26 protein-coding genes are annotated in these 26,339 nt (G+C 27.7%); 13 read left to right on the top strand and 13 right to left on the bottom strand.

What is annotated here, in order from left to right:
• Positions 1 to 32: 32 nt before the first annotated feature.
• Together AMRN_RS00335 and AMRN_RS00330 are read right to left on the bottom strand one after the other, a co-directional pair.
• Positions 33 to 596, bottom strand: a complete 564-nt coding sequence (locus tag AMRN_RS00335; protein ID WP_099311422.1) for a methyltransferase domain-containing protein — start codon at positions 594 to 596, stop codon at positions 33 to 35.
• Complete coding sequence (locus AMRN_RS00330) at positions 593 to 1,030, bottom strand: deoxycytidylate deaminase (RefSeq protein ID WP_099311423.1); 438 nt, start codon at positions 1,028 to 1,030, stop codon at positions 593 to 595. Before AMRN_RS00330 ends, AMRN_RS00335 begins: the two co-directional genes overlap by 4 nt.
• A gap of 77 nt (positions 1,031 to 1,107) precedes the next feature.
• On the opposite strand from AMRN_RS00330, the gene accB reads away from it, so the two are divergent.
• The 3 genes from accB (at position 1,108) to AMRN_RS00315 (ending at position 4,600) form a co-directional block, all read left to right on the top strand.
• Positions 1,108 to 1,572: an acetyl-CoA carboxylase biotin carboxyl carrier protein gene (gene accB / locus AMRN_RS00325; protein ID WP_099311424.1), complete on the top strand. Its 465-nt coding sequence runs from the start codon at positions 1,108 to 1,110 to the stop codon at positions 1,570 to 1,572.
• A gap of 12 nt (positions 1,573 to 1,584) precedes the next feature.
• On the top strand, positions 1,585 to 2,925 hold the full coding sequence (locus AMRN_RS00320) for an acetyl-CoA carboxylase biotin carboxylase subunit (protein ID WP_099311425.1): 1,341 nt from the start codon (positions 1,585 to 1,587) through the stop codon (positions 2,923 to 2,925).
• Positions 2,926 to 3,142: 217 nt separating this feature from the next.
• Positions 3,143 to 4,600: a DEAD/DEAH box helicase gene (locus AMRN_RS00315; protein ID WP_099311426.1), complete on the top strand. Its 1,458-nt coding sequence runs from the start codon at positions 3,143 to 3,145 to the stop codon at positions 4,598 to 4,600.
• Positions 4,601 to 4,623: 23 nt separating this feature from the next.
• Here AMRN_RS00315 and AMRN_RS00310 read toward each other — a convergent pair whose 3' ends face one another.
• The gene (locus tag AMRN_RS00310) at positions 4,624 to 4,839 is read right to left on the bottom strand and encodes a hypothetical protein (RefSeq protein WP_099311427.1); all 216 of its coding nucleotides are present in this window, start codon (positions 4,837 to 4,839) and stop codon (positions 4,624 to 4,626) included.
• A 259-nt stretch (positions 4,840 to 5,098) separates the two neighbouring features.
• Here AMRN_RS00310 and AMRN_RS00305 point away from each other — a divergent pair, with 259 nt between their 5' ends.
• The 6 genes from AMRN_RS00305 to AMRN_RS00280 all read left to right on the top strand — a co-directional run bounded on the left by AMRN_RS00305 (position 5,099) and on the right by AMRN_RS00280 (position 11,551).
• Positions 5,099 to 6,679 (top strand): inorganic phosphate transporter, encoded by a 1,581-nt coding sequence (locus tag AMRN_RS00305; protein ID WP_099311428.1) that lies wholly within the window; start codon positions 5,099 to 5,101, stop codon positions 6,677 to 6,679.
• A 101-nt stretch (positions 6,680 to 6,780) separates the two neighbouring features.
• Positions 6,781 to 7,698, top strand: a complete 918-nt coding sequence (locus AMRN_RS00300; protein ID WP_099311429.1) for an AEC family transporter — start codon at positions 6,781 to 6,783, stop codon at positions 7,696 to 7,698.
• Positions 7,698 to 9,476 (top strand): asparagine synthase (glutamine-hydrolyzing), encoded by a 1,779-nt coding sequence (asnB, locus tag AMRN_RS00295; protein ID WP_099311430.1) that lies wholly within the window; start codon positions 7,698 to 7,700, stop codon positions 9,474 to 9,476. The genes AMRN_RS00300 and asnB overlap by 1 nt, the downstream gene beginning before the upstream one ends.
• Positions 9,477 to 9,538: 62 nt before the next feature.
• Positions 9,539 to 9,841 carry a hypothetical protein gene (locus AMRN_RS00290; protein ID WP_099311431.1) on the top strand — a complete coding sequence of 101 codons (303 nt, stop codon included), beginning with the start codon at positions 9,539 to 9,541 and terminating at the stop codon, positions 9,839 to 9,841.
• A complete protein-coding gene (gene bluB / locus AMRN_RS00285; RefSeq protein ID WP_099311432.1) occupies positions 9,841 to 10,464 on the top strand; it encodes a 5,6-dimethylbenzimidazole synthase in 624 nt (207 codons plus the stop codon). The genes AMRN_RS00290 and bluB overlap by 1 nt, the downstream gene beginning before the upstream one ends.
• A gap of 19 nt (positions 10,465 to 10,483) precedes the next feature.
• Entirely contained in the window at positions 10,484 to 11,551 is a 1,068-nt protein-coding gene (locus tag AMRN_RS00280; RefSeq protein WP_099311433.1) for a TRAP transporter substrate-binding protein, read from the top strand.
• 47 nt (positions 11,552 to 11,598) lie between these two features.
• On the opposite strand, the gene AMRN_RS00275 is transcribed toward AMRN_RS00280, so the two are convergent.
• From AMRN_RS00275 to rsmA, 10 genes are all read right to left on the bottom strand, one after another.
• A complete protein-coding gene (locus AMRN_RS00275; RefSeq protein ID WP_099311434.1) occupies positions 11,599 to 13,425 on the bottom strand; it encodes a methyl-accepting chemotaxis protein in 1,827 nt (608 codons plus the stop codon).
• Positions 13,426 to 13,537: 112 nt separating this feature from the next.
• Entirely contained in the window at positions 13,538 to 14,017 is a 480-nt protein-coding gene (locus AMRN_RS00270; protein ID WP_099311435.1) for a hypothetical protein, read from the bottom strand.
• Between the two features lie 29 nt (positions 14,018 to 14,046).
• On the bottom strand, positions 14,047 to 14,973 hold the full coding sequence (locus AMRN_RS00265) for a D-2-hydroxyacid dehydrogenase (RefSeq protein WP_099311436.1): 927 nt from the start codon (positions 14,971 to 14,973) through the stop codon (positions 14,047 to 14,049).
• A 68-nt stretch (positions 14,974 to 15,041) separates the two neighbouring features.
• Positions 15,042 to 16,451, bottom strand: coding sequence for a PhoH family protein (locus AMRN_RS00260; RefSeq protein ID WP_228150835.1), 1,410 nt, complete (start codon positions 16,449 to 16,451; stop codon positions 15,042 to 15,044).
• Positions 16,448 to 16,969 (bottom strand): protoporphyrinogen oxidase HemJ, encoded by a 522-nt coding sequence (gene hemJ, locus AMRN_RS00255; protein ID WP_191282187.1) that lies wholly within the window; start codon positions 16,967 to 16,969, stop codon positions 16,448 to 16,450. Before hemJ ends, AMRN_RS00260 begins: the two co-directional genes overlap by 4 nt.
• Positions 16,970 to 16,977: 8 nt before the next feature.
• Positions 16,978 to 18,162, bottom strand: coding sequence for a replication-associated recombination protein A (locus AMRN_RS00250; protein ID WP_099311450.1), 1,185 nt, complete (start codon positions 18,160 to 18,162; stop codon positions 16,978 to 16,980).
• The gene (locus AMRN_RS00245; protein WP_099311438.1) at positions 18,155 to 18,961 is read right to left on the bottom strand and encodes a pseudouridine synthase; all 807 of its coding nucleotides are present in this window, start codon (positions 18,959 to 18,961) and stop codon (positions 18,155 to 18,157) included. Before AMRN_RS00245 ends, AMRN_RS00250 begins: the two co-directional genes overlap by 8 nt.
• Before the next feature lie 8 nt (positions 18,962 to 18,969).
• Positions 18,970 to 19,932 carry a KpsF/GutQ family sugar-phosphate isomerase gene (locus tag AMRN_RS00240; RefSeq protein ID WP_099311439.1) on the bottom strand — a complete coding sequence of 321 codons (963 nt, stop codon included), beginning with the start codon at positions 19,930 to 19,932 and terminating at the stop codon, positions 18,970 to 18,972.
• 9 nt (positions 19,933 to 19,941) lie between these two features.
• Positions 19,942 to 21,912: a ribonuclease J gene (locus AMRN_RS00235; protein ID WP_228150836.1), complete on the bottom strand. Its 1,971-nt coding sequence runs from the start codon at positions 21,910 to 21,912 to the stop codon at positions 19,942 to 19,944.
• Positions 21,884 to 22,693, bottom strand: a complete 810-nt coding sequence (gene rsmA / locus AMRN_RS00230; RefSeq protein ID WP_099311440.1) for a 16S rRNA (adenine(1518)-N(6)/adenine(1519)-N(6))-dimethyltransferase RsmA — start codon at positions 22,691 to 22,693, stop codon at positions 21,884 to 21,886. The genes AMRN_RS00235 and rsmA overlap by 29 nt, the downstream gene beginning before the upstream one ends.
• Before the next feature lie 72 nt (positions 22,694 to 22,765).
• Here rsmA and hisF point away from each other — a divergent pair, with 72 nt between their 5' ends.
• From hisF to rlmN, 4 genes are all read left to right on the top strand, one after another.
• On the top strand, positions 22,766 to 23,527 hold the full coding sequence (gene hisF, locus AMRN_RS00225; protein ID WP_099311441.1) for an imidazole glycerol phosphate synthase subunit HisF: 762 nt from the start codon (positions 22,766 to 22,768) through the stop codon (positions 23,525 to 23,527).
• Between the two features lies 1 nt (position 23,528).
• Positions 23,529 to 24,212 (top strand): SIMPL domain-containing protein, encoded by a 684-nt coding sequence (locus AMRN_RS00220; RefSeq protein WP_099311442.1) that lies wholly within the window; start codon positions 23,529 to 23,531, stop codon positions 24,210 to 24,212.
• Complete coding sequence (locus AMRN_RS00215; RefSeq protein WP_099311443.1) at positions 24,209 to 24,745, top strand: phosphorylase family protein; 537 nt, start codon at positions 24,209 to 24,211, stop codon at positions 24,743 to 24,745. Before AMRN_RS00220 ends, AMRN_RS00215 begins: the two co-directional genes overlap by 4 nt.
• A gap of 506 nt (positions 24,746 to 25,251) precedes the next feature.
• Positions 25,252 to 26,319 carry a dual-specificity RNA methyltransferase RlmN gene (gene rlmN / locus AMRN_RS00210; protein ID WP_099311444.1) on the top strand — a complete coding sequence of 356 codons (1,068 nt, stop codon included), beginning with the start codon at positions 25,252 to 25,254 and terminating at the stop codon, positions 26,317 to 26,319.
• Positions 26,320 to 26,339: the final 20 nt, after the last annotated feature.

Raw genomic sequence — 26,339 nt, 5'->3', positions numbered from 1 at the left:
TTATGATATTTTCTTTCTTTAAGACATCTATGCTATTTTTCAAGGTATATGGTACAATCATTGTGTAAATATGTATCTTCAATCTTTATTTTAGTAGTAATTGTTTTACAAAAACTTAAAATTTCTTTTTGACTTACATAAGTAAAGTTATCCTCTTTTAAAAAATTAAAAACAAAACCTTTTTTACTTGAATCAAAACATTTTTGTATAAATATTTGCATATCATTGAATTCTAATAAATTCATAGCTCCACTACAAACAAAATAATCAGCTTGTGGTAATCTGTTTTTTAATACATTAAGAAGTAAAAACTCATAATCATTAAATCTTTTTTTACTTATTTGTATCATATGTTTTTCACAATCAATGCCAGTATATTTTTTAAAATCTATTTTTTTTCTTTTTAAAAAGTTCAAATATTCAGCAAATCCGCAACCTATATCAATAATAGTTGAATCTTCTAAATTATTTAAATACTTAGTAAGTACTTCAAATCTTAGATATTGAGAAAATTTTGAGTTCCAATGAACACCTCTTGCTGTTACTCCATATTTTAATGTTGACTTTTTATAAAAGGTATGATTGTCTAGTTTCATTTAGCTATTTGTTCTATTATTACGCCATTATCTTTTATAAATTTTGTTACAACATCAGAGTTTGTATGCTCATAAGCTTTATCATAAACTATTCTTTTAATACCACTTGCTATTAAATTTTTTGAACAATCTGCACAAGGTTCTAAAGTTACATAAATAGTGGCACTTTCAATACTTATTCCATTTCTTGCTGCCCAAATTATTGCATTCATTTCTGCATGAATTTCATAAGTTCTTGACCATTCATGATGGTCTTTTGTATATGCACCATCCCAATGTTCGCAACAATTTACATATCCTGCTGGTGTTCCATTATATCCTGTTGAAAGTATTCTTCCATCTTTTACTATTACTGCACCTACTTGTTTTGACACGCACTTAGATGCACTTGCTATCTCATGAGCTATATTTATAAAATTTCTATCACTTAACACTTAAACTCCATTAATTAAATTGGTTTATAATCATTTTTTTGCTACATTATAGCAAAAATTAATAAAAAAGGTACGTCATGGATTTTAAAGAGATAAAAGAATTAATTAAAGTATTTGACAAAAGTGAACTTAATAAACTAAAAATAAAAGAGAGTGATTTTGAAATTTCAATGGGTAAAGGATTTGACGGAGACATTCAAGTTTCTTCTGCACCTGTAGCACAACAAGTTGCTGCTCCTGCTCCAAGCGTAAGTGCTCCAATTGAGACATCTTGCACTACTGAAAAAAGTACTCAAACTTGTTCAGATACTATTAATTCACCAATGGTTGGAACGTTTTATACTGCACCATCACCTGATTCTTCTGCATTTGTTAAACCAGGAGATACAGTTAGAAAAGGTGATACTTTATGTATTTTAGAGGCTATGAAAATAATGAATGAAGTTGAGGCTGAGTGTGATTGTAAAATTTTAGATGTATTAGTTAACGACGCTGATCCAGTAGAATTTGATATGCCACTGTTTACAATTGAAAAACTTTAGGAAAGAGCTAGTATGGCTGAAATAAAGAAAATTTTAATTGCTAATAGAGGTGAAATTGTTCAAAGAGCAATTAGAACAATTAGAGAAATGGGAAAAAAGTCTGTTGTAATTTATAGTGCAGGTGATAAAAATGCATCTTACTTAAAACACGCAGATGAAGCAGTTTGTATTGGTCCAGCAAGATCTAATGAATCATATTTAAATATTCCAGCAATTATCACAGCAGCTGAGATGACTGGAAGTGATGCAATTTTCCCAGGTTATGGTTTCTTATCAGAAAACCAAGATTTTGTTGAAATTTGTAGATTACATGGTATTAAATTTATTGGTCCATCTGTTGAAGTAATGGAAAAAATGGCTGATAAATCAAAAGCTAAAGATGAAATGGTAAGAGCAGGGGTTCCTGTTGTACCAGGTAGTAAAGGCGCTATTCATTCACTAGAAGAGGGTAAAAAAGTTGCAAAAGAAATAGGTTATCCTATCATGGCTAAAGCTGCTGCTGGTGGCGGTGGTAGAGGAATGAGACTTATAAATGAAGAGTCTGAATTTGATCAACTATTTATGGCAGCTTCATCAGAAGCACTTGCTGCCTTTGGTGATGGAACAATGTATTTAGAAAGATTTATCAACAACCCAAGACATATTGAAGTTCAAGTTGTTGGAGATTCTCATGGAAATGCAATTCATATTGGTGAAAGAGATTGTTCATTACAAAGAAGACACCAAAAAGTTATTGAAGAATCACCTGCTATTTTATTAAATGATGAAACAAGAAGACAACTTCATGAAGTTGCAGTAAAAGCTACAAAATACTTAGAGTATGAGGGAGCAGGAACATTTGAATTCTTAGCAGATGATAAACAAAACTTTTACTTTATGGAAATGAATACAAGACTTCAAGTAGAACATCCTGTTTCAGAAATGGTTTCTGGAATTGATATAGTTGAACTAATGATTAGAGTTGCAGAGGGTGAAAAAGTTCCTCCACAAGAAGAAGTTAAATTTAGAGGTCATGCAATTGAGTGTAGAATTACAGCAGAAGATCCTATTTCTTTCTTACCTTGTCCTGGAAAAGTAAAACAATGGATGGTTCCTGGTGGAAGAAATGTAAGAGTTGATTCTCACGTTTATACAAACTATGATGTTCCTCCATATTATGACTCAATGATTGGGAAACTAATTGTTTGGGGAAGAGATAGAGATAAAGCTATAAATATTATGAAAAGAGCATTAAATGAGTTTGAAGTTGAAGGTATTAAAACTACTATTCCATTTCATATGAAGATGATGCAAAACGAAGACTTTAAAAACAACAACTACGATACAAAATACTTAGAAAACTACAAAGGTTAAAAGTAGGGCATTAAGCCTTACTTTTACTCTAAAGCTTAAATTTATATAAATTTAGCTATAATCAGACAATTATACACAGTTATATACCTATTTTACTTTGATTTCAACTCAGAGATTTTAAATTATTGACATCCAATTATTTATCATAGATTTTTTTAAAAAGAACAAAAGAAGTTATATAAAGTGTATTTTAAATTCAAATATACGAAGGTAAGAAGTGACTTTTCAAGAGTTCAATTTCAAAACAAATTTACAAAAATCAATTGATGATGCAGGCTTTAAAGAGCCAAGTCCAATTCAAAAAGATGCAATTCCAGTTATTTTAGAAGGTAAAGACATAGTTGGTCAAGCCCACACAGGTACAGGAAAAACAGCAGCATTTGGACTACCAATTTTAAATATGATGAAATGTAACAAAGAAGTAGAAGCTGTAGTAATCGTTCCAACAAGAGAACTTGCAATGCAAGTTTCAGATGAATTATTTAAGTTTGGAAAATATTTAGATATAAATACAGCAACAGTTTATGGTGGACAATCTTATAGCAGACAACTAAAGCATATCTCTAATGCATCAATTTTAGTTGCAACACCAGGAAGATTTTTAGATTTACTAAGAGATAAAAAAATCAATATTAAACCAAATTATGTAATCCTTGATGAAGCAGATGAAATGCTTGATATGGGGTTCTTAGATGATATTAAAGAAATCTTTACTTATATGCCTAAGCAAAGACAAACATTAATGTTTTCAGCAACTATGCCAAATGCAATTAAACAATTAGCAAAAACAATCTTAAATGAACCAGAGTTTATTACAGTTACAACAAGTGAAATAACAAACTCAAAAATTAAACAAGCATTTTATGTTGTTGATGAATATGAAAGAGATGATGCACTTATTAGATTGTATGATTATAAAAATCCTGATAAATCAATTATTTTTTGTAGAACAAAAAAAGAAGTAGATAGACTTTCTACATTTTTAGTATCTCAAGGTTTTGGTGCTAAAGGTCTTCATGGAGATATGGAGCAAAGACAAAGAGAAGAAGCAATTAATGCCTTTAAAAAAGGTAGACTTGATGTTTTAATTGCTACAGATGTAGCTGCTCGTGGACTTGATGTAAATGATGTAACACATGTATTTAATTATCATTTACCTTTTGATTCTGAAAGTTATGTTCATAGAATTGGAAGAACAGGTCGTGCAGGAAAAGAAGGTGTTGCTGTTTCTATTGTAACTCCACATGAATTTAGAATGCTTCAAAAGATTCAAAAATCTACTGGTGGAAGATTAGAAGCTAAGACGATTCCAAATATTAAATCTGTAAAAGATAAAAAAACAAATTCACTTGTTGAAAAAATCAAAGCACACAAAGTTGATGATTCAGCATTATTAATTATTGAAAACTTAAAAGAAGAGTATGATATTTCTACAATTGCATTTAAACTAGCTTCAATGCTTACAAGTGCTACTTCTGTAAAAGGAAGCAATACAATTGGTAAATCTCATAAAGATATTGAAAAGTTAATTGAAAGTGCTGTTAGAAATAGTAGTAGAAATAATGATAAAAGAGGCGGACAAAGAAGAAGAGGTCCAAGAAGTGGAGGATTTAAAAATAATAGAAATAAATCTTCTAGTTCATCTTCATCTTCAAATAGAAGACGAAGAAGCTAGATAAATAAAGAAGATTTTCTTCTTTATTTATTATAATATTTAATAACAGCTCTTTTTGCTCTTTTATAAGCAGCTTTTGTATCTCTACCAAAACCTCTAAATACCCCATCTTTATTGAAAAATTCTACCATTTCAAGTTTACCTTTTTTAGTATCAACAACTCTAAAGATATTGAAATCTTGTTTCATTTTTTCAATTTTAGGAATATCGTTGTTTGTCAAAATTCTTATGCTTAACATAACTACTCCTTTATGTGTTTTGTCTATATTTTATTGGCATTATATATATAAAATCTTAAAGAAAGATTAATTTCTTATTCTGTAATATTGTTTAAAATGGAGTAAATTTTCAAATTATAAAAGAATAATATATAGACAACTTGAATATTATAAATATTTTATCCATATAATTTTTAAGCTTATTTAAAGGTTATGTAAAGAATTATCCATTACAATACTAAACAAATTAAATTACAAAATGGTTACGTAAAGGGTTACATTGGACTTTGAAACTATCAATAAGATGGATAAAGCTACAGACAAGACACTTCCGGGCTTTGCTAAACTATCACTAGGACTTCTATTTATAGTTGTTGTCTTTTTATGGAGTTATACCTCACATGGTAATGTTCCTAATAATTCATTTTTGATTATTGGAGCTGTTTTTGGAGCCTATATGGCTATGAATATTGGTGCAAATGATGTTGCTAATAATGTAGGTCCAGCAGTTGGTTCAAAAGCAATAACAATGTTTTGGGCAATTGTTATTGCAGCAATTTTTGAAGCAGCAGGTGCATTAATTGCTGGTGGAGAAGTTGTAAAAACAATAAAAAAAGGAATTATTGATCCAGCTTTAATTTCTGATCCTGAAATATTTATTTGGGCAATGACAGCAGCACTACTTTCAGCTGCACTTTGGTTAAACTTTGCAACTTCTGTTGGTGCTCCTGTATCAACAACACACTCAATTGTAGGTGGTGTTATGGGTGCAGGAATTGCAGCAGCTGGTTTTGCCATAGTTTCTTGGGGAACCATGGCTAAAATTGCAGCTTCTTGGATAATCTCCCCAGTTTTTGGTGGAGTGGTTGCGGCACTGTTTTTATTATTTATTAAAAAAAATATTATGTTTCAAAAAGATATGGTAAGCTCAGCTAAAAAGTTTGTTCCATATTTAATTGCCATTATGTCTTGGGCCTTTTCTACATATTTAATCGTAAAGGGAATAAAACATTTAATTAAAGTTAATTTTTTGACAGCTTCTTTAGTAGGATTAATAATTGCCCTTATAGTCTTCTTTGTAGTAAGACCACTAATTGAAAAATCTGCACAAAAAATTGACAATACAAGACTTGGCATTAACTCACTATTTACAATACCATTGATTTTCTCAGCAGCACTTTTATCTTTTGCTCATGGTGCAAATGATGTTGCAAATGCAATTGGTCCACTTGCTGCTATAAATGATGCAATTATTAAATCATCTGTTTCTTCACAAGTAGGAATTCCTTTTTGGGTTATGGCTGTAGGTGCATTAGGTATTGCAATAGGTTTAGCTCTTTATGGACCAAGAATCATCAAAACAGTTGGCTCAGAAATTACAGAATTAGATCAAGTAAGAGCATTTTCAATTGCAATGGCAGCAGCTATTACTGTTATTATTGCTAGTCAATTAGGACTACCTGTATCTTCAACACATATTGCAGTAGGTGGAGTATTTGGAGTAGGGTTCTTAAGAGAGTTTTTAGATTCAAGTGAATCAAAAATATTAAGTGATATTAGAAAAAAATTAAAAAAAGACAAAAAAATTCTTGATAAATATGAAGCGGAATTAATTGACTTAGAAGATAAAAATAAAAAAAGCAAATCTGAATATATTAGAGTTGTTGAACTTTATAAACTAATTGAAGAAAAAATAGAGCAAGTAAGAATTGAAAAAAGAGATTTTAAAGCTAAAAAAAGAGTTAAGTATGTAAAAAGAGATGCAATCAAAAAAATTGTTGCTGCATGGTTAATAACAGTTCCTGCAGCTGGACTTTTATCTGCATCAATATTCTTTATGATAAAAGGTATTATGTCGTAAATTTACGACATAATATCTAAATCCTAATACTTCTAAGACTAAATTATATTTTTTACTTCTTTATGATAAAATAAAATTTATTATATTATAAAGGTAACTTCATTCAAACTTTAATTTCAGTACTTCCTGTTTATTCTTTTATTGTAATTGGACTAATTTTAAAAAAAAGTTTTAAAGAAAAAATCGATGAAAAAAGCTATGTAATTTTATCTTTTTATTTTTTACAACCAATTTTAATATTTTGGGGACTAACTAAATCTCCTATTGATTATGCATTTGTAATGTCACCAATTATTTATTTATATGCAGTTTTAAGTGTTGTATTCTTTTTAATAATATTCTCAAAAAAAATATTTACTGATTCAAAAGATAGAACTATATTTATCGCTGTGTCATTAGTGGGTAATACTGGAAATATTGGTGTTCCATTAGGGATTGCTTTATTTGGTGAACAATCTGTTCCTTACACAAGTATTATAAATATTGCAAATATGTTTTTTATTTATATTTTTAGTATATATTTCTTTGCAAAAGACTCTTTTACATTAAAAAAGTCAATCTATTCAATTTTAAAACTTCCTGGACTTTGGGTTGCTTTTTTTGCTATTGCTATAAACTATTTTAATGTTCCTATTCATAAAGATATTTCAAGAACTCTTGAAATGGGAGCATATGCTTCAATGGTTATTCAATTAGTAATCTTTGGTGTATATTTAAGTGAAGTTAAAATAAGAACGATGAATTGGAAGTTATCACTTAACATTTCTTTGGTAAAACACTTTATACTTCCTGCTGTTGGAATCTTTTTTGTTTTACAAAGCGATTTAAGCTCATATGTAGCCTCTGTAGTCTTAATGCAACTAATGATACCTCTTGCAGTAAACAATGTTAATTTAGCTGCTTTATATAACTGTAAACCCTATGATGTAACTGCAAGCATATTAATCTCCACAATTACCTTTTCCTTGCTTTTATATTTTTATATTTTTATAATCAAATATTTTATAGGAGATTTTTAATGTGTGGAATATTAGGTGCAAATTTTACAAACGATAAATTCAAAAATGCAATCAAATATATAGAAAATAGAGGACCTGATTTTCAAGCTATTAAATCATTTAATAACAATACTTTTGCCCATACAAGACTTTCAATTATTGATTTGGACAATGAAGCAAACCAACCTATGGTTTTTGATGAGATTGTAATAGTTTTTAATGGTGAAATTTATAATTATCAAGAGTTAATAAAAGAGCATGATTTAAAATGTAAAACCAAATCTGATACAGAAGTTATTATAAGGCTTTATCAAAAATATGAAAAAGATTTTTTAAACTACCTAAATGGAATGTTTAGTTTTTGTATTTATAATATAAAGCAAAATAGCTTTTTTTGTGCAAGGGATAGATATGGGAAAAAACCTTTTTTCTACTACTTTGCAAATAATAAGTTTATTTTCTCTTCTTCAATAAAAGCTATCTTAGAACTTTTAGATAAAAAACCAAAATTAAATAAAGTTGCTTTATCACAATATATGCAATATTTCGTAAGTTTAGATGATAATACTTTTTATCAAGATATTAAAAAACTTGAAGCATCAAATTATCTTTTATTAAAAAATGATAGCTTGCAAATTAAGAAGTATTATAAGATTAATACATATAAAAAAATAAAAGATGAACAAACAGCTTTAAAAGATATAGAAGAGCTTTTATTTAAGAGTGTTGAGGCTAGACTAACATCAGATGTAGAAGTTGGCTCACTTTTAAGTGGAGGTATTGACAGTTCACTTATTTCTGCACTATATACTAAAATTTCTGGTAAAAAAATAAATACCTTTAGTGTGGGTTATGATGAATACAAAAATTATAGCGAATTAGAGTATGCAAATATCACTGCAAAGCACATAGGCTCAAATCATCACCCTTTAATTATCTCTCAAAAAGATTTTATAAATAGCTTTGAAGATACATTAGAAGCTTTAGAAGAACCTCACGCAGATAGCGCAGCAATTCCTTTGTATATATTAACAAAAAAAATTAAACAAATGGGAATAAAAACTGTTTTAAGCGGTGAGGGCAGTGATGAGATATTTTTAGGTTATGATAATTATGCAAAATTTTTAAAATATTATGAGTTTGAAAAAACATTAGATAAAAATCAAACACAATTTTTAAATAGTATAATCTCTGCTTTACAAAATAATACAAAAGAGAGTGAGTACTTAAGAAGAATTATAAAAAAAGAGAATGTTTATAATGGTTTTGGAGAAGTATTTACATCTATTCAGAAAAAAAAGCTATTTAAAAAAGTACCAACTTTTAAAAGTGAAACAGCAAAAAAAGATCCAGTTGACTGGATGAGTTATACAGATTTAAAAGTTTGGCTAGGGCAGGGCTTACTCAGTAAAGTTGATAAAATTTCCATGGCTAATTCTTTAGAAGTTAGAACTCCCTTTTTAGACTTTAATTTAGTAAACTATTTATTTAGTGTGGATTCAAATATAAAAGTAGGAGACACAAACAAATATTTACTTAAGAAAATTGCTTCAAAATATATACCACAAACAATCATAAATAGAACAAAAAAAGGATTTAATTCACCCTTTAATGAATGGATTCAAAATGAGTATAAAGATGAAGTTTTAAATCTAATTTTAAGAGTGAATAAACAAACAGAACTTTTTAATGATGAGTATATAAAACAAATTTATAATTTAGCAAAAAATAGAAAATTTAAACAACATTTATGGTCTTTATTTATATTTTCTAAATGGTTTGAAAAAGAGTACTTATAAATCATATATTTTTAAATCATTATTAGATATCATTTTAGAAGCTAAAATATGCGAGGGAAAAAATGAATATACTAATTCCAGTAGACTGCAACAGAAGACATGAAGCTATTATAAGTGCTATTGAAGAGTCTAATTATTGGGCTTATATTGATCTTGATGAAGGTAGAATAGTAAATTGTGACTTTTTTAAAAATAGAAAAGAAGCAAATTGCTGGATTGATCATATTATTGTAATAAATGAGACTGATTATTTAATTGATTTTAAACAAAAAAATATTTCTGTTTTAAGCGTAGATACTCAAAAAAGTATTGATGAAATTATTGAATCTTTTTTACTTGATAAATTAAAACCTATTAAATATTAATGTTAAGGTTTAATAAAAAAGATTTAAACACTTTAAATAAGATTATTAGTTCAAGAAGAGATATAAGAGGTAATAATTTTATAAATAAAAAAGTATCTAAAAAAAAGTTGAATATTATTTTAGAATCTGCTTTAAAAGCACCATCTGTTGGCTATTCACAGCCTTGGCATTTTAAAATCATTGAAGATAAAAACCTTAAAGATAAAGTATATAATCAATTTGAAATAAGTTATAAAAAGAGCTTTAAAAAGTTTGAAAATAGACCACTTTATAAAAAATTAAAACTTGAGGGAATAAAAGAATCACCTATAAATATTGCAGTTTTTTATAAAAAACCAAAAAAAGAGATTCTTGGACAAACATATATGAAAAAAAGTGGAGAATACTCTGTTGTTTGTGCTATATGCAATATGTGGTTAACAGCTAGAGCTTTAAACTTAGGTCTTGGGTGGGTATCTATCGTAAAACCAAAAAAAATAAGAAAAATACTAAATGTTTCAAAAGAGTATAAATTAATTGGATATTTATGTATTGGATATTCAAAGGATTTTTTAAAAGAGCCAGAACTTAAAACAATAGGATGGGAAAAGAAGAAAAGCTTAAAAGAGTCTATTCTAAAATAATTTTTTTAAAGGGAGAAAAATGAAAAAATTAATTGGAAAACTAGGAGTAATATCTGTTTTACTTATAGCTATGAGTATGACAGTGTTTGCAAATCAAAGAGTTTATAAACTTAAAATGGCTACTACTTGGGGTAAAACTGCAAGTCCTTTAATTGATACTTCAATAAAAATGGCTAATTTAGCAAAAGTTATGTCAAATGGTCAACTAATTATCAGAGTTGATAGTGCTAGCAAACATAAAGCACCTTTAGGTATTTTAGATATGGTTAAAGCAGGACAATATGATATTGGACATAGTGCTTCATACTATTGGAAAGGCAAAGATATAAATACTTTACCTTTTACTTCAATGCCATTTGGAATGACAGCTGCTGAACAGTATGCTTGGTTTTACCATGGTGGTGGATTAGAACTAATGCAAAAAACTTATAAGATTCATAAAGTATTATCTTTTCCAGGAGGAAATACTGGTGTTCAAATGGGAGGTTGGTTTAAAAAAGAGATTAAATCGGTAGAAGATTTAAAAGGTCTTAAAATCCGAATTCCAGGCTTTGCAGGTGAAATAATGGCAAAAGCAGGAGCATTAGTTACAAATATTGCCCCAGGTGAACTTTATACTGCTTTTGAAAGAAATACAATTGATGCCTTAGAGTGGGTTGGCCCATCAATGGATATTAATATGGGCTTTCACAAAGTTGCAAAATACTACTATACAGGATGGCATGAACCAGCTTCAGAATTGCAATTTATTGTTAATAAAAGATCTTATAAAAAGCTTCCAAAAAATCTACAAGAGATTTTAGTCTTGGCATTTAGATTAGCAGCTTATGATATGTATATTCAAAATTATGATATGAATGCAAAAGCTTGGCAAAAAATGAAAAAAGAGCATCCTCAAATAAAAGTTAAAAGCTTTCCAGAAGATGTAAAAAAACTGTTAAAAGATTCAAATAAAAAGCTAAGAGAGAGTATGGCTGCAAAATCACCACTTTTAAAAGAGATTTTTAAATCACAAGAAGATTATATGCAAAGTATTAGAGAGTGGACAATTATTTCTGATTATCAATACATAAAAGATAATTTATAAGTTATCAAAACCCAATTTAATATTGGGCTTTGATATAAAATTTACTTTTAATATAAGACTTCATTTTTACCTATAAACTTTTTATTATTTGATTCATAGACTATTGTAGTTGCTAATTTCTCAGAAGAAAGTGCTATTTCTTGTACTTGTGAGGCTATAGTTGCATTTTTTTGTGTCTTTTTATCAAGTTCATTTATTGCATTATTTATTTGAACAATACCTTTTTCTTGTTCATTACTTGAAGTAGAAACATACTCAATAATATTTAAAGTTTGCTCAATATTGTCATTTAAACTCTCATATCCATTTATCATATTATTTGAAATCTCTTTTCCATCATTTGCTTTAATTGTTGCATGTTCTACTAACTCTTTTATCTCTTTTGCTGCTTGTGCTGATCTAGTTGCTAAGTTTCTAACTTCACCTGCAACTACTGCAAAACCTTTACCTAACTCTCCAGCAGTTGCTGCTTCTACTGCTGCATTTAATGATAATATATTTGTTTGAAAAGCTATTTGGTCAATTACTGTAATTGAGTTATTTATTAAATTAACTTGCTCATTAATTTCATCCATTGATGAACTTGTTTTTAAAGCAAGTTCTTTACCCTCTTTAGTAGAAGAGCTTACCTTACTAGCTAAGCTTGTCATTTCATTCATTTTTAATGTACTATTTTTTACATTAGATGTTATTTGCTCTAAAGCAGTAGTTGTTTCTTCAAGATTTGTTGCTGTTTGTATTGAACTTTCATTTAATACATCTACATTTTTCAGTAATGTATCTGAGCTACTTTTTAATTCAACTCCTCTTCTTGTACTTTCAAGTAGCATCTTTGAAATAGATTCTCCCAATGAATCAATACCATTTAATAAGTTTTGAATTTCACCTTGTGCATTAATTGATGTTTTTTGAGTAAAATCTTCATGTTTATATTTATTAAGTGTTTTAGATGCGTGTTCTACGATATCAGCTAAAGTATCAAGCATGCTATTTAATGCATTTACTAACTCTTTTACAGATTTACTTGAACTAGTTTTTGTAACTCTCGTGCTTAAATTACCTTTTTTTATCTCATTTACTACATAATTTACATCTTTTATAACTAATGTATCTTCAAGATGATCTTTTTCTATTTTACTAATATATTCATTAAAATATTTTGCAATTTGGGCTGTTTCATCTTCTGTTTTTATCTGTATTTTAATATCTTTGTTAGATGAATCTGTAAGCTTTTTCATAGCATCTTTTAATATTTTTAGTGGAGATATAATACTTTTTGAAAGAAGAATATTAAATATAAGTATTACTACAGAAAAAATTGACATTAATGCAATAACAGTGATTATTGATTGTTTTATTGTATTATGAAAATTTTTTTGCGCCATATCTGAATTTTTTTTGATTATTTTTAATATATCAATAATAGTAAACTTCAGGTTCCTCCATGCCTTAAGCGATTTTTTCATATCATCTTTTTCTAATACTTTTTTATTAATTACTTTTTTATTTAAATCATTTGATATAAGTAAAAAATCAATTACTTTTTGTTCAAACTCCATGTACAATGAGTTATTTATTTTTTTAAATTTATTTGCAGCTTTTTGCGTATTATTAATTGCATTTTGCATAGTATTTTTTGCTTTTTTCGAGTTTGGATTTTGAAAAACTACGCCAGAAGATGAGTTATATAAAAGTCCATTGATATATATTGCATTTAATGTTTCATTTTGTTTTGCAATAGCTAATGAGTTTATATACTCCCTTGATAAAGAGTTCAATATGTTATAAATAATAACACCTGCTATTAATAAACTAAATATTATTAGTGCACTATTTAGTTTAAGTTTTAGCATTATTGAAAGTTTATTTAACATGACTATCCTTATAGCTTAATATAAGTATTTATAATACTAAAATTATACTTCAAATATAATTTTATATTATTATTTTAATCTAAGCCTTTTAATAAACTTTCAATTTTTTTATTTAATCCCAAAAATCTTTTAGTGATTCATCGTTTTTCTCAATTGGTCGCTCTTCAATATAAACTTCATCAAGTACCTCTTGAGCATCATTATCCAAAGAACTGCTAAAGTTTATGTTATCAATATCTTCAAATGCTTTTTTTAGTTCATTTTCATCAATTTCTTCTATAGATGTTTTAGGATTATTTGTTATTTTATGAATTTTAGTTTCAGAAGGAGTTATAGTTTCACTATTACTTTTTACTTCTTTATCAACTTTAGGCATAATTTTTTCTTTGCTTGTAGTTTTCAACTGCATATACTCTTGCATTAACTTTTCATAGGTTTCAAAATCTAATAACATAAAACTTGGCTTTCCATCTCTTAATATAATTGCCTTTTCAATTTCATGTTTATTTATTTTTTCAAATATCATTTTACTTTTTCTGATTAACTCAGTTGAAGAGAACATCTCTTTAGATGTATATTGTAAATAATTCATTTATACTCCAATACAAATTACAATATGTATTATTTTACATATTCTGATATGTTATTAATTATCATATCAACAAGTCTTTTTCTAGCTTCAATTGATGCCCATCCAATATGAGGAGTTAATGCTAATCTGTTTTTATTTTCTACTTTTAATAAGGCTGAATTTTCTTCAATTGGTTCTTTTGATACTACATCAATCCCACAATATAGTTCTTTTCTATCAATTATATTTGCAAGATCATCTTCATTTATTATTCCACCTCTACCTAAATTCATAAGTATTGCTCCATCTTTAATCAAATTTAAATTTGATTTATTAAGCAAATTAGTAGTTGTTTCATTTAAAGGACAATGTATAGAAATTATATCTGATTCTTTAAGTAATTTATCAAGACTTTTACTTTCATAGTTTGTATTATTATTCTTACCACTTGTTGAATAATAACTTACATTACAAGCAAAAGATTTTGCTATTTTTGCAACATTTTCTCCAATATTTCCCAATCCTATTATTCCCCAATTTTTGTCTTTTAATTCATAGAATGGTTTGTCTATATGTGTGAAGATATCTGACTTTTCCCAATTTCCTTCATTTACATATGAAGTATAATAATTTAACTGTTGAATAAAATGAAATACATAAGAAAATGTTAATTGTGTTACACTATCAGTTGAATATCCTGCAACATTTTTAACTTGAATTCCTTTAACTTTAGCGTATTCTAGGTCAACATTGTTCATTCCAGTTGCAGCAATACAAACTAATTTAAGATTTGAGTTGTCCATTATTTCTTTGTTTATTACAACTTTATTTGTAATAACAATATCCGCATCTTTTACTCTAGTTAGTGTTTCAGTTGGTTTTGTAGTATCATAGATTACTACTTCCCCAAACTTATTAAACCCATCTAATGATATGTCAAAACCTAATGTAGCTCTATCTAAAAATACTATTTTCATTGTGTACACCTTTACATATTTTATTATGTAAAGGTATCTAAATATTGCTAAATTTAATTTAAAATGATTTATTTGTGTTTAGAGCTAAAAATTTGTTCAGCCCATTCAGTAATTGGACCTCGTAGAACTTTTTCTAATTTTATGGCAAAAGGTTTTACCAAATCGTTTTCATTTTTAGTAGATTTTAAAAGAGTTGTAAGTGCATTTGTATGCTTATTTACATAAAAGTTATCAATTTGTTTATTACTCCCTAAGATTACAACTTTGCAGCTATTATCAACTCTTGAAAGCACCATTTGCATAGTTTTATTTGACATATTTTGTGCTTCATCAATTATAACAAATGCATTTGATAGTGTTCTTCCTCTCATTTCACCTACCCACATTGTTTCAATGTTATAATTTTGAATAAGTTGTTCTATTCGAGCATTTACTTCTACATCATCAAGTTCATCATATTGAAAATTCTTTTTATTTGACTTCTTTTTATGCTCAGTTCTTACAATATAATCTAAGCTATCCATTAAAGGGTGGTTATATATTTTAAATTTCTCTTCAAAACCTGGTAAATAACCAATATCTTCACCCTTATCTAGTGATTCAATAGAGTTTCTTATATATATTATTCTTTGAAAATATTTTTGTCTAACTAGCTTTAATGCACCACTTAATGCTAACAAAGTTTTACCACTTCCTGCTTTTGCTTCAACTATTAAAACATTAAAAAAATGTTTTAAAATTGCATTTGAAAAAAACAATTGTTCTTTATTTAAAGGTGTAATTATTTGATTTCTTATCTCTGATTCATCAAGTACAATAATTTTTTTATTTTGAACACAAGCTAATAATACTTGGTCTGAACCTTTCACCTTAAAACAATAAGCAAAATTATAAGCTTTATGTTCTTCATCATATTCAAAAATAGAGGAGTTATTGATTGTTTCTAACTGTTCAAATTGTATTGTAATAGTTTTTATAAATTCATAATTAAACTCTTTTTCACTAGTTCCAAGCAAAGAGTCAGTTTTGATATCCATAGAGACTGCTCTTGTTCTTGCCATAATATCTAAAGATAAAAAATTAGACTCACATTTATAATGACCTTCAACAAACTTAGCAACTTCAAGGATTTTTCTATCATTTATGATATTTGGTGCAACATTTTTTATATTAATTAAGTACTCTTCTTTTGAAATAACATCAATTGTTGCTTCAAATATATCAAAAACTTTAATTGTAACAATTTTAAAATCTGCTACTTTTTTACTTTGGATAATTTGTGAATTTTCTAAAATTCTTGCAAACTCTCTTGCTTGAAAGTTAATCTCATCAAAGCCTGTTTTTTTAGAATCAATCTCATCTAAAACTGTTTCAGGTAGAACTATTAGATTTTTATTTTCATCACTTAGATTGAAAATATTTTTTGCATCTTCAAGTAATATATTTGTATCTAATGTATAAACTTTCTCAAACATCATGCTTCATCTTTTGGTTTTTGTCTTAATACTTTATAGATAATAAAAGCACCAAAAAGTAGGGTAATAAAAGTAAATAATAATGAGAAAGTTTTTACAACTACATATCCTACTATTAAAATAGAAAGTACTGTTGGAACTTCATTATATGCTCTAAAAAAATTCCCACTTTTTGGATATATTCCTTTTTCTAATCTTTTTCTAAAATATTCCATTGAAAAAGAGTAAGCTACTAAAAGCCCAGCAAAAAATAGTTTTGCAAAAAGCCATGGGTCACTTAAATTAAGCATTTCAGGTCTTAAATAAATCATAAGTAAACCACTTATTACTGTTGCCCACATAGCAGGAAGACCAATATACTTATACATTTTATACTCTTGCATTTTTACAACTTCTACAAAATCCGGTTTATTTTTGTGTTCTGTATGATATACATATAATCTTGGCTGGTAAAAAAGCATTGCCATCCATGACATCATAGCCATAATATGAAATATTACTATCCATAAATAGTATTGCATTAGGTCCATTACTCTATTCCTTTTATTTTTTTTAACCATTCGTTTAAAGTTTTTTCATATCCAATCTTACTTGAATTATAATAACTTACTGGCTCATTTAAATACTCTTGATTTACCCATCCTCCAAAATCATGGGGATATTTATATCCTTTATGAAAAGAGTCAATGTGTTTTGGTATTTCTAAAATTCTACCATCTTTTATATCAGCCAATGCTTTATTAATAGCATTATAAGCACTATTTGATTTTGGACATGATGCTAAATAAACAGCGCATTGTCCTAATATTATTCTAGCTTCAGGATATCCTATTTTATTACAAGCATGCATTGTACTTACTGCAAGATTTAAAGCATTTGGATTTGCATTTCCTATATCTTCACTTGCAAAAATAACCATTCTTCTAGTTATAAAATCGACGCTTTCACCACCATTTATTAATCTTCCTAAATAGTATAGTGCTGCATCTACATCTGAACCTCTTAGAGATTTTATCATTGCACTTGCAAGATCATAGTGACTATTACTTGAACTAACTCCATCACCAATTACATTTGATCGTAACTCTTTTAAAGTTTCAAAGCTAATATTATTCTCTATTTTAGAAGCAAAATTAAGCAAATTAAGCATCGCCCTTGCATCTCCACTACTTGAAGCAATTAGGTACTCTCTAGCCTCTTTACTTAACGTTATATTACTATTATTTAATGCTGTTTGAATTATTCCATCTAATTCAGTATTTGTTAATGGTTTAAACTCATATAAAAATGATCTAGAACGAATAGCAGAGGTTAGGGTGAAAAACGGATTTTCTGTACTTGCACCAATAATTATGGCTTGATAACTCTCCATTATTGGTAATAACACCTCTTGTTGATTTTTTGATAATCTATGTACTTCATCTATAAATACAATGGGTTTAATTAATGAATTTTTATATTTGTCAAAAACTTTTCTTAATTCATCTATTTTTATAGTAGTGGCGTTAAAATAGTAGTAGTCACTATTAATGTGTTTAGCAATTATTTTTGCAAGAGTAGTTTTTCCAGTTCCTGGCTTCCCATAAAAAAATAGATGTGGTATCTCTTTTTTTATCAAAAGCTTATATAAAGCTTTGTCCTTACCTATAATGTGAGATTGACCAACAAAGTTTTCTAAACTTGTTGGTCTTAGTTGGTTTGATAAATCAATCATCATCACTATTTAAATATTTTCTTAGATTTCTATACTCTTCTTTATTTAAGTATCTGCTTTTTCCTGTTGGCAAGTTATTTAATGAAATTCCACCAAACTCTAATCTTTTTAAATCCATTACATTTAGTCCAAAGTGTCCAAAAAATCTTCTCAATTCTCTGTTTTTACCCTCACTAATAACAACTTTTAGTTTTGAAAAGTTGTTATTTGCAGAAAGAACTTGATATGCAACAAAGGGTGCAAAAGTCATAGATTTTATCTTTGATTTTTCATGGGCACCCTCACTAGCATCATCTAATTCTAAGCCATCTAGCATAGCTTTTTCTACTTTGTGGTCAACTTCACCATCAACTTTAAGTTTATATATTCTTTCTAAATTTGAATGCATTAATTTATTTACTACATCTACACTATCAGAAAGTAAAATTACACCCTCACTAGCATAATCTAATCTTCCAATTGGTAAGAAGTGTTTATATTTTTTACCTAATGTATCATAAATAGTTTTTCTTCCTTGAGGATCACTTTTTGTTACTAGTTCACCTTTTGGTTTATTATAAACTATAACTGTATACATTCTATTTTTATCAGCTTTAATCACTTTTTTGTCAATCTTAACAAGATCATCTTCTGATACTTTAGTTGCTAGGTTTGTTACAACTTTTCCATCAATTGATACTCTTCCTTCTTCAATGATTTTGTCTGCTTCTCTTCTTGAGTATGTACTATTATGAGAAAGAAATTTATTTAATCTTACTAAATCTTCTCTCTGTTTTGTGATATTTTTTTCATTAGCCATGGTTTTCCTTATTTTATACCTGCTTCAATTAAATCATGAATATGTAAAACTCCAACTAGTTTCTCTTTATCATCAACTACTATTAGAAGTTGTATCTTATAATCTTCTATTATTTGTAAAGCATCACTTGCTAAAATGTTTTTATCATTTATAACTTTTGGGTTCATTGTTGCAACTTTTTCTATTGCACAATCAATTGAGAAATCTTTATTCATAAGAGCTCTTCTTAAATCTCCATCACTTAGAAGTGCTATTACTTTTTCATTTTCATCAACTATAATTACACTTCCAATTCTTCCCTCACTCATAGTTACAATTGCATCTTTTAATTTTGTTTCACGTGAAACTACAGGTAAATTCTCTTTTCTTAATAAGTCATCAACTTTTATAAAAAGTTTTTTTCCTAAACTTCCGCCAGGATGAAATGAAGCAAAGTCTTCTTTTTTAAACTCTCTTTTTTTCATAAGACAAACTGCCAAAACATCTCCCATTGCCATTGTTAAAGTAGTAGAAGAGGTTGGGGCTGTATCTAAGGGACAGGCTTCTTTAGTAACATTTATATTTAAAAAGAAATCTGCATATTTTCCAAGCGTTGAATTTTTGTTTTTTGCCATTGCTATTAAAGGAATATCAAATCTTTTTAAATGGGGAAGAATTTGAATTAATTCTTCACTCTCTCCACTATATGAAATCCCTAAAACAATATCATCTTTTCCTATCATTCCTAAATCGCCATGCATTGCTTCTGTTGGATGCAAGAAAAATGAACTAGTTCCAGTACTAGCTAATGTTGCAGCTATTTTAGTTCCCACTAATCCAGATTTACCTACACCTGTTACTATTAACTTTCCTTTTGAATTAACAATCAAATCAACTAATTTTTCAAAATCAAAATCAAGGTTTTTTGCAGCTAATTCTAACTCTTTTGCTTCTGTTAATAATACTTCTTTTGCAAGCTCTTTATAATTCATTTCTTATCCTTACTGAACGATTAATGTAGGTACAATCATTGGATATTTTTTATATTTTCTAAAACAATGTTTTCTTACTACTTTTCTAATTTCATCTTCTAAAATTTTGTTATTTTTAAATATTCCAGGTTTTGCATTTTTAAGAGCAATTAATAAAATATCTTCAATCTCTTTTGCAAAAAATCTATCTTGTTTATTTGGAACTAATCCAAATGATGTAACTCTTGGTTTTTGAGCTAATGTTCTATCATCTTCATTTACTTGTGCAACAATCATAACAACACCTTCATTTGCCATTGTTTGTCTGTCAATCACAATATCATCTGCAATTTTATTATTTAATTGATTATCAATATATACTTTACCAGTTTTTACAGTTTTAACTTTTTTAAGATATTTTGGAGTAACTTCAACTTGTTCTCCATCACTCATAATATATAAGTTTCTTTCTAAAACTCCACAGTCTACACCCGTTTCACCATGTTTTAATGCATGATTATATTCACCATGTACAGGCATAAAGAATTTTGGTTTAATAAGTCTTAACATAAGTTTTTGTTCTTCTTGTGCTGCATGACCAGAAACATGAATATCACTAAAATCTTTATACGCAACTTTAGCTCCAGCTTTTAATAAATGATTCATAATACCTGATACACTAGCTTCATTCCCAGGAATAGCTTTTGCTGATAAAATAACTTGATCTGTAGGTTTTATTTTAATATGTCTGTGTTCATGAATAGACATTCTATACAATGCACTCATTGGTTCACCTTGACTTCCTGTTGTAACAATAAGAACTTCATTATCATTGTATTTATTTACTTCATGTGGATCAATAAAAGCTTCTTTAGGAAATTTTATATAACCTAATGTCATTGCTAAATCAAGATTTTTCTCCATTGATCTTCCAATAATACAAATCTTTCTGTTATGTTTAATTCCTCTATCAATTGCTTGAGATATTCTATGAACATTTGATGAAAATGTTGACATAATAACTCTACCTTTTGCAGTTGCAAAAATTTTATCAAAAGTAGGGCCAACTGTTTTTTCAGATTTTGTAAAACCAGGAGAGTGTGAATTTGTTGAATCACTAGTAAGAAGTAAAACTCCTTGCTCTCCATAATGTGCTAATCTATGTAAGTCAGTTGGATATCCATCAATTGGTGTATGGTCAATTTTAAAATCACCTGTATGAATAATAGTTCCAGCTTCTGTTTTTACAGCAATTGATGATGAATCAATAATAGAGTGAGTAATATGCATCCATTCAACTTCAAACTCACCGATTTTTATAGGAGTTCTTTTTTGTATAGCTCTAAAGAATTTTCTATGTTCTCTCATTTTATGTTCATCAAATTTTGAACCAATCATCTCTAATGGTAATGATGTTCCATAAACAGGAAACTGCATCTCTTTAAATAAATATGGCATTGCACCAATATGATCTTCATGACCATGAGTAATTACTATTCCTGCGATTTTATTTTTTATTTCTCTAATATAAGTAAAATCTGGAATTAAAATATCAACTCCGTGCATATCATCATCAGGGAAACTCATACCAACATCAACAATAATTGCACAGTTTTCAGTTTCAATTACCATCATATTTCCACCAATTTCACCTAATCCACCAAGTGGAGTGATTCTTACTTTGGCATTTGTATTTAAATTTAATTTATAGTGTGGATTTAATCTATCTCTATGAATCTTTTCATTAATTAAGTGTGCTTTTTTAAGATCACTTATCCAACCATCACCTTTTTGGAATTTTGGTCTTGGTTTTCTTTTTCTTTGATTGTTATTGTTTATATTCTTTTTGTTATCTTCTGTAGAAGTACTTGTTTTTTCTGTATTATTTGTAGTTGTTGAAGTAGGTTTATTATTACTTCTTGGCCTTGTATTCGTTGAACTCTTTTGTTGTTTAGGATTTTGCTGTTCGGCCTTATCCTCTTGAACTTTTTTCTCTTCCATTTTTAACCTTTGTATACATTTGGCTATACAAAGATGCGCTAACTTCATGAGGTCTTTTATTGTCATTTATATCAAGTTCATTGAAAATCTGAGAAATTTCTGACTTTTCTAAAATAGAGGATAGATTTTTTGAAAGTTTTTTTCTTGGCTGTGAAAAACAGGCTTTTAAAAACTTTTTAAAATCACCACTTAAAGAATTTGTCATGTTTTTTCTCAAATACAAAATAGAAGAAACAACCTTTGGAGCAGGGTTGAATGATTCTGGAGATACATCAAAAAGTATCTTTGAATCGCTTGTTAATAATTGAGAAATAATACCCAAAGAAGAGTACTCTTTATCATTTACTTTTGCAGTAAATTTTACTGCTACTTCTTTTTGTATCATTACTATTATATGCTCACAATTAGCATCTTCTAACGCTCTTAATATAATGTTTGTTGCGATATAGTAGGGTAAATTTGCTATTAAATCATATTTACCCTCATGTAACGTCTTTTGGCTCTCCCAAGTTCTTAATACATCTGTATGTATTAATTCAAGTTTGTTACTATCTATTTCGTCTTTAAATTTAGACCTTAAAACACTAACTAAATCAGTGTCTACTTCATAAGCAGTCATATCTTTGTACTTGACTAATTTTTCTGTCAAATCACCTAAGCCAGGCCCAATCTCAACAAGATAGTTTTCATTGTTGGGCATCGCTTGGATGATTCCATTTAAAACAGCATTATCGATTAAAAAGTTTTGTCCGTATTTTTTTTTAGCTTTAATATTTTCCATAAGCAGATATTATATCTAATTTTAACTTACAATTAGATAATATTTTTCAATATTAAAATTAAGGAAAAAATATTGAGTAACTTTGCAAAAAGAATTATACCTTGTTTAGATGTAAAAGATGGAAGAGTAGTGAAAGGGGTAAATTTTGTTGGATTGAAAGATGCTGGTGATCCCGTAGAAGTTGCAAAACGATATAATAATGAAGGTGCAGATGAAATAACTTTCCTTGACATAACTGCAAGCCATGAAAATAGAGATACTATTGTGGATATTGTAAAAGGTGTAGCAAAAGAAGTTTTTATTCCTTTAACAGTTGGTGGAGGTATTAGAAAACTTGAAGATATATATAAACTACTAAATGTAGGTTGTGATAAAGTATCAATTAATTCATCAGCAGTTAACAATCCTAATTTTATAAATGAAAGTGCAAAAAGATTTGGTACACAATGTATTGTTGTTGCAATAGATGTTAAAAAAGTTCAAGATGGGACATACCATGTTTTTGTAAAAGGGGGAAGAGAGGATACAGGACTTGATGCAGTTGAATGGGCAAAAGAAGTTTATAATAGAGGTGCAGGAGAAATACTTCTAACCTCTATGGATACAGATGGAGCTAAAACTGGATTTGAACTTAATATTACAAAAAAAATCTCTTCTTTAGTTGATATTCCAGTTATAGCAAGTGGTGGAGCTGGAACAATGGAGCATATTAAAGATGCATTTAATTGTGGTGCTAGTGCAGCATTAGCTGCTTCTATATTTCATTATAAAGAGATAGATATAATGGATTTAAAACACTACTTAAAAGAAAATAACATTCCCGTAAGGATATAAAATGAATAAAATTTTAAAATGTGCAGTATTATCTTCTGTACTTCCGTTATCACTTTTATCATATGAAATTGATTTTTCAAAAACTTTTACAAAAAAATTAACACCTGATATTTTAAATTCAGATATTAAATTAGTTGTTGAATTAGATAGTGAGAAAAATGTCTCTTCAAAGCTTGAAAAGTTTGATAATTATATTAAAGATATGAATTATGTAGAAAAAAAACTTGGTACTTTTAATATAAGACCTAGATATAAATACAAAAGTAATACTCCACATATAGATGGTTATATTGGAGAGATAAAATATGGTATTGAATCAAATGACCCAAAAAAAATCAGTAGGTTTATTAATGGATTAATTGATTTAAAAAATCATAGAGATACTTCTATTATTGTTTCAAACTTATCATGGAAGGTTAAAGATACTTCAGCAAATATCGCTATTGATCTTTTAAGATATGAATCAATAACTTGGATAGAAAAATATGCAAAAAACTTATCAAATGATTTAAAAAAGAAGTGTGAAATTAAAAATATAAATATACACTCTTTACAAAATTCTTATTACAGAGGAAGTGAAGTTATGTATAGTGCAAAATCATCATCAAATGCTTCAATTTCTGTACCACAACAAACAACAAAAAATATAAAAATGAATGTTAACTACAAATTGGAGTGCAAATGATAATTTGTGCTGGTAGAAATGAAACTTTTAAGTTTGCTGAACCTATGGGTGTAGGATTAATTGAGACATCAATTAATCTTACAAGAAAATGCCTTTTTGATAAACCAGATTTTATACTTTTTGTTGGAAGTGCAGGTTCATATGGAGAACATAATATTTTTGATATTATAGAGTCAAAAAGAGCAGCAAATATTGAATTGTCTTTTTTGCAGAATAATTCATATACTCCATTAGATAATGTATTAGAATCAGAAAATAAGTTTGTAAAAAATGATACAATTGTAAATAGCTCCAACTATATTTCTTCAAATTTTTCTTTAAGTAAGAAGTTCAATGCCTATGGTATTGGAGTTGAAAATATGGAATTTTTTGCAGTTTTACAAGTTGCAAAAGAGTTTGAGATTCCAGTTGGTGGAATATTTGTCGTTACAAATTATACAAATGAAACTGCACATGAAGATTTTCTAAAAAATCATAAAGAAGCTATGTCTAAATTGACTAATTCACTACTAGAGAAAAATATTATTAAGTAATTGTAGTTAAAATAACTACAATTATCTTCAATTTTTTAAAACTATTTGCATTTTATTACTTATTTCCCTAGCTTCATGGCTGCATGCTTGCAGACCATTACGCTTTCAACATCTAAAAATGCAAAACTATTTGCATTTCATTACGATGTTTCACGTGAAACATATTTTTCTAATTAGTATAAAATATATAAATAATAATAAACTAAAATAATCATACAATTATACAATAATTTATTTTTTATATAATCATATTTATTTAGACTTTATCATACTAGTACTATTACTTAGTACTTATTTAACAATCTTTATTTAACTTTATAGTTTTATATCAATACTTTATTAAAGACAAAAATAGGGTTTCATTTCAGTGTTTCACGTGAAACACTTATTAAGTTTCTTAACATATAGATAAAATATTAGCCTAAACAATTTATCTTATTAAAAGCAGAAATAGAGTAGAAAAAGAGTATAATTAAACCTAAGAATAGATGTAATGAAAGGTAATAATGCAATCAATATATGACTTTACATTAGACGAGTTAAAAGAAGAGTTGAAACCTTCGTTTAGAGCAAAACAAGTTTATAACTGGATATATAAAAAATATGCATCATCGTATGATGAAATGAAAAATATTCCAAATGATTTAAAAGAACAATTAAAAGAAAATTATGCTTTGGATATTATGAAAATAGTTAAAAAAGAGCAAAGTTTAGATGGAAGTATAAAATATCTTTTTCAACTACATGATGGATTAACAGTTGAAGCTGTTCTACTTTTGATGAAAAAGAAAAAAATTAGTGAAGATGGAAAAATAGAAAGAAGTGAGAAATATACTGTTTGTATTTCTTCACAAGTTGGATGCAAAGTAGGGTGTACATTCTGCCTAACAGCAAAAGGTGGTTTTGTAAGGAATTTAACAGTTGGCGAATATATAGCACAAATTGTAAATATCAAAAGAGATAACAATATAGCTGAAAATAAATCACTTAATATTGTTTATATGGGAATGGGTGAACCACTTGATAATTATAAGAATTTTGTAAAAGCAGTTAAAGTTTTTAGTGAACTTGATGGACTTGCAATAAGCAGAAGAAGACAAACAGTTTCTACTTCTGGAATCAGTAGTAAAATAGAAAAACTAGGAAAAGAGGATTTAGGAATTCAACTAGCAATTTCTTTACATGCAGTTGATGACAAATTAAGAAGTGAACTAATCCCAATGAACAAAGCATATAATATTGAAAGTATTATTAACGCTGTGAGAAATTTTCCAGTTGATACAAGAAAAAAAGTTATGTTTGAATATCTTGTAATTAAAGATAAAAATGATGATATAAAATCTGCTGATAAATTATTGAAACTATTAAATGGTATCAAAGCAAAAGTAAATTTAATCTACTTTAATCCATATCCTGGCACACCATATCAAAGACCAGAAAGTAAAGATATGGTAAAATTTCAAGAATATTTAATAAATAAAGGATTGCTTTGTACTATTAGAGAATCAAAAGGTCTTGATATCTCAGCAGCATGTGGGCAGTTAAAAGAAAAGGAATCAAATGGAAATTCTTGATATTGTAATGATAGTATTTA

This window comes from Malaciobacter marinus (assembly GCF_003544855.1).
Taxonomy (GTDB): Bacteria; Campylobacterota; Campylobacteria; order Campylobacterales; family Arcobacteraceae; genus Malaciobacter; species Malaciobacter marinus.
Note: the sequence above shows the minus strand (reverse complement) of the source record. Positions and strands in the feature narration are given on the sequence as shown.

Excerpts from the sequence above, each read along its gene's own strand:
- rlmN (WP_099311444.1), top strand. The coding sequence starts at position 25,252 with ATGCAATCAATATATGACTTTACATTAGACGAGTTAAAAGAAGAGTTG.
- AMRN_RS00275 (WP_099311434.1), bottom strand. The coding sequence starts at position 13,425 with ATGTTAAATAAACTTTCAATAATGCTAAAACTTAAACTAAATAGTGCA.
- AMRN_RS00235 (WP_228150836.1), bottom strand. The coding sequence starts at position 21,912 with ATGGAAGAGAAAAAAGTTCAAGAGGATAAGGCCGAACAGCAAAATCCT.
- AMRN_RS00220 (WP_099311442.1), top strand. The coding sequence starts at position 23,529 with ATGAATAAAATTTTAAAATGTGCAGTATTATCTTCTGTACTTCCGTTA.
- AMRN_RS00245 (WP_099311438.1), bottom strand. The coding sequence starts at position 18,961 with ATGGCTAATGAAAAAAATATCACAAAACAGAGAGAAGATTTAGTAAGA.
- AMRN_RS00290 (WP_099311431.1), top strand. The coding sequence starts at position 9,539 with ATGAATATACTAATTCCAGTAGACTGCAACAGAAGACATGAAGCTATT.
- AMRN_RS00215 (WP_099311443.1), top strand. The coding sequence starts at position 24,209 with ATGATAATTTGTGCTGGTAGAAATGAAACTTTTAAGTTTGCTGAACCT.
- AMRN_RS00260 (WP_228150835.1), bottom strand. The coding sequence starts at position 16,451 with ATGATGTTTGAGAAAGTTTATACATTAGATACAAATATATTACTTGAA.
- AMRN_RS00310 (WP_099311427.1), bottom strand. The coding sequence starts at position 4,839 with ATGTTAAGCATAAGAATTTTGACAAACAACGATATTCCTAAAATTGAA.
- hemJ (WP_191282187.1), bottom strand. The coding sequence starts at position 16,969 with ATGCAATACTATTTATGGATAGTAATATTTCATATTATGGCTATGATG.
- bluB (WP_099311432.1), top strand. The coding sequence starts at position 9,841 with ATGTTAAGGTTTAATAAAAAAGATTTAAACACTTTAAATAAGATTATT.
- AMRN_RS00265 (WP_099311436.1), bottom strand. The coding sequence starts at position 14,973 with ATGAAAATAGTATTTTTAGATAGAGCTACATTAGGTTTTGACATATCA.
- AMRN_RS00240 (WP_099311439.1), bottom strand. The coding sequence starts at position 19,932 with ATGAATTATAAAGAGCTTGCAAAAGAAGTATTATTAACAGAAGCAAAA.
- AMRN_RS00280 (WP_099311433.1), top strand. The coding sequence starts at position 10,484 with ATGAAAAAATTAATTGGAAAACTAGGAGTAATATCTGTTTTACTTATA.
- AMRN_RS00320 (WP_099311425.1), top strand. The coding sequence starts at position 1,585 with ATGGCTGAAATAAAGAAAATTTTAATTGCTAATAGAGGTGAAATTGTT.
- AMRN_RS00270 (WP_099311435.1), bottom strand. The coding sequence starts at position 14,017 with ATGAATTATTTACAATATACATCTAAAGAGATGTTCTCTTCAACTGAG.
- AMRN_RS00250 (WP_099311450.1), bottom strand. The coding sequence starts at position 18,162 with ATGATTGATTTATCAAACCAACTAAGACCAACAAGTTTAGAAAACTTT.
- accB (WP_099311424.1), top strand. The coding sequence starts at position 1,108 with ATGGATTTTAAAGAGATAAAAGAATTAATTAAAGTATTTGACAAAAGT.
- rsmA (WP_099311440.1), bottom strand. The coding sequence starts at position 22,693 with ATGGAAAATATTAAAGCTAAAAAAAAATACGGACAAAACTTTTTAATC.
- asnB (WP_099311430.1), top strand. The coding sequence starts at position 7,698 with ATGTGTGGAATATTAGGTGCAAATTTTACAAACGATAAATTCAAAAAT.
- AMRN_RS00335 (WP_099311422.1), bottom strand. The coding sequence starts at position 596 with ATGAAACTAGACAATCATACCTTTTATAAAAAGTCAACATTAAAATAT.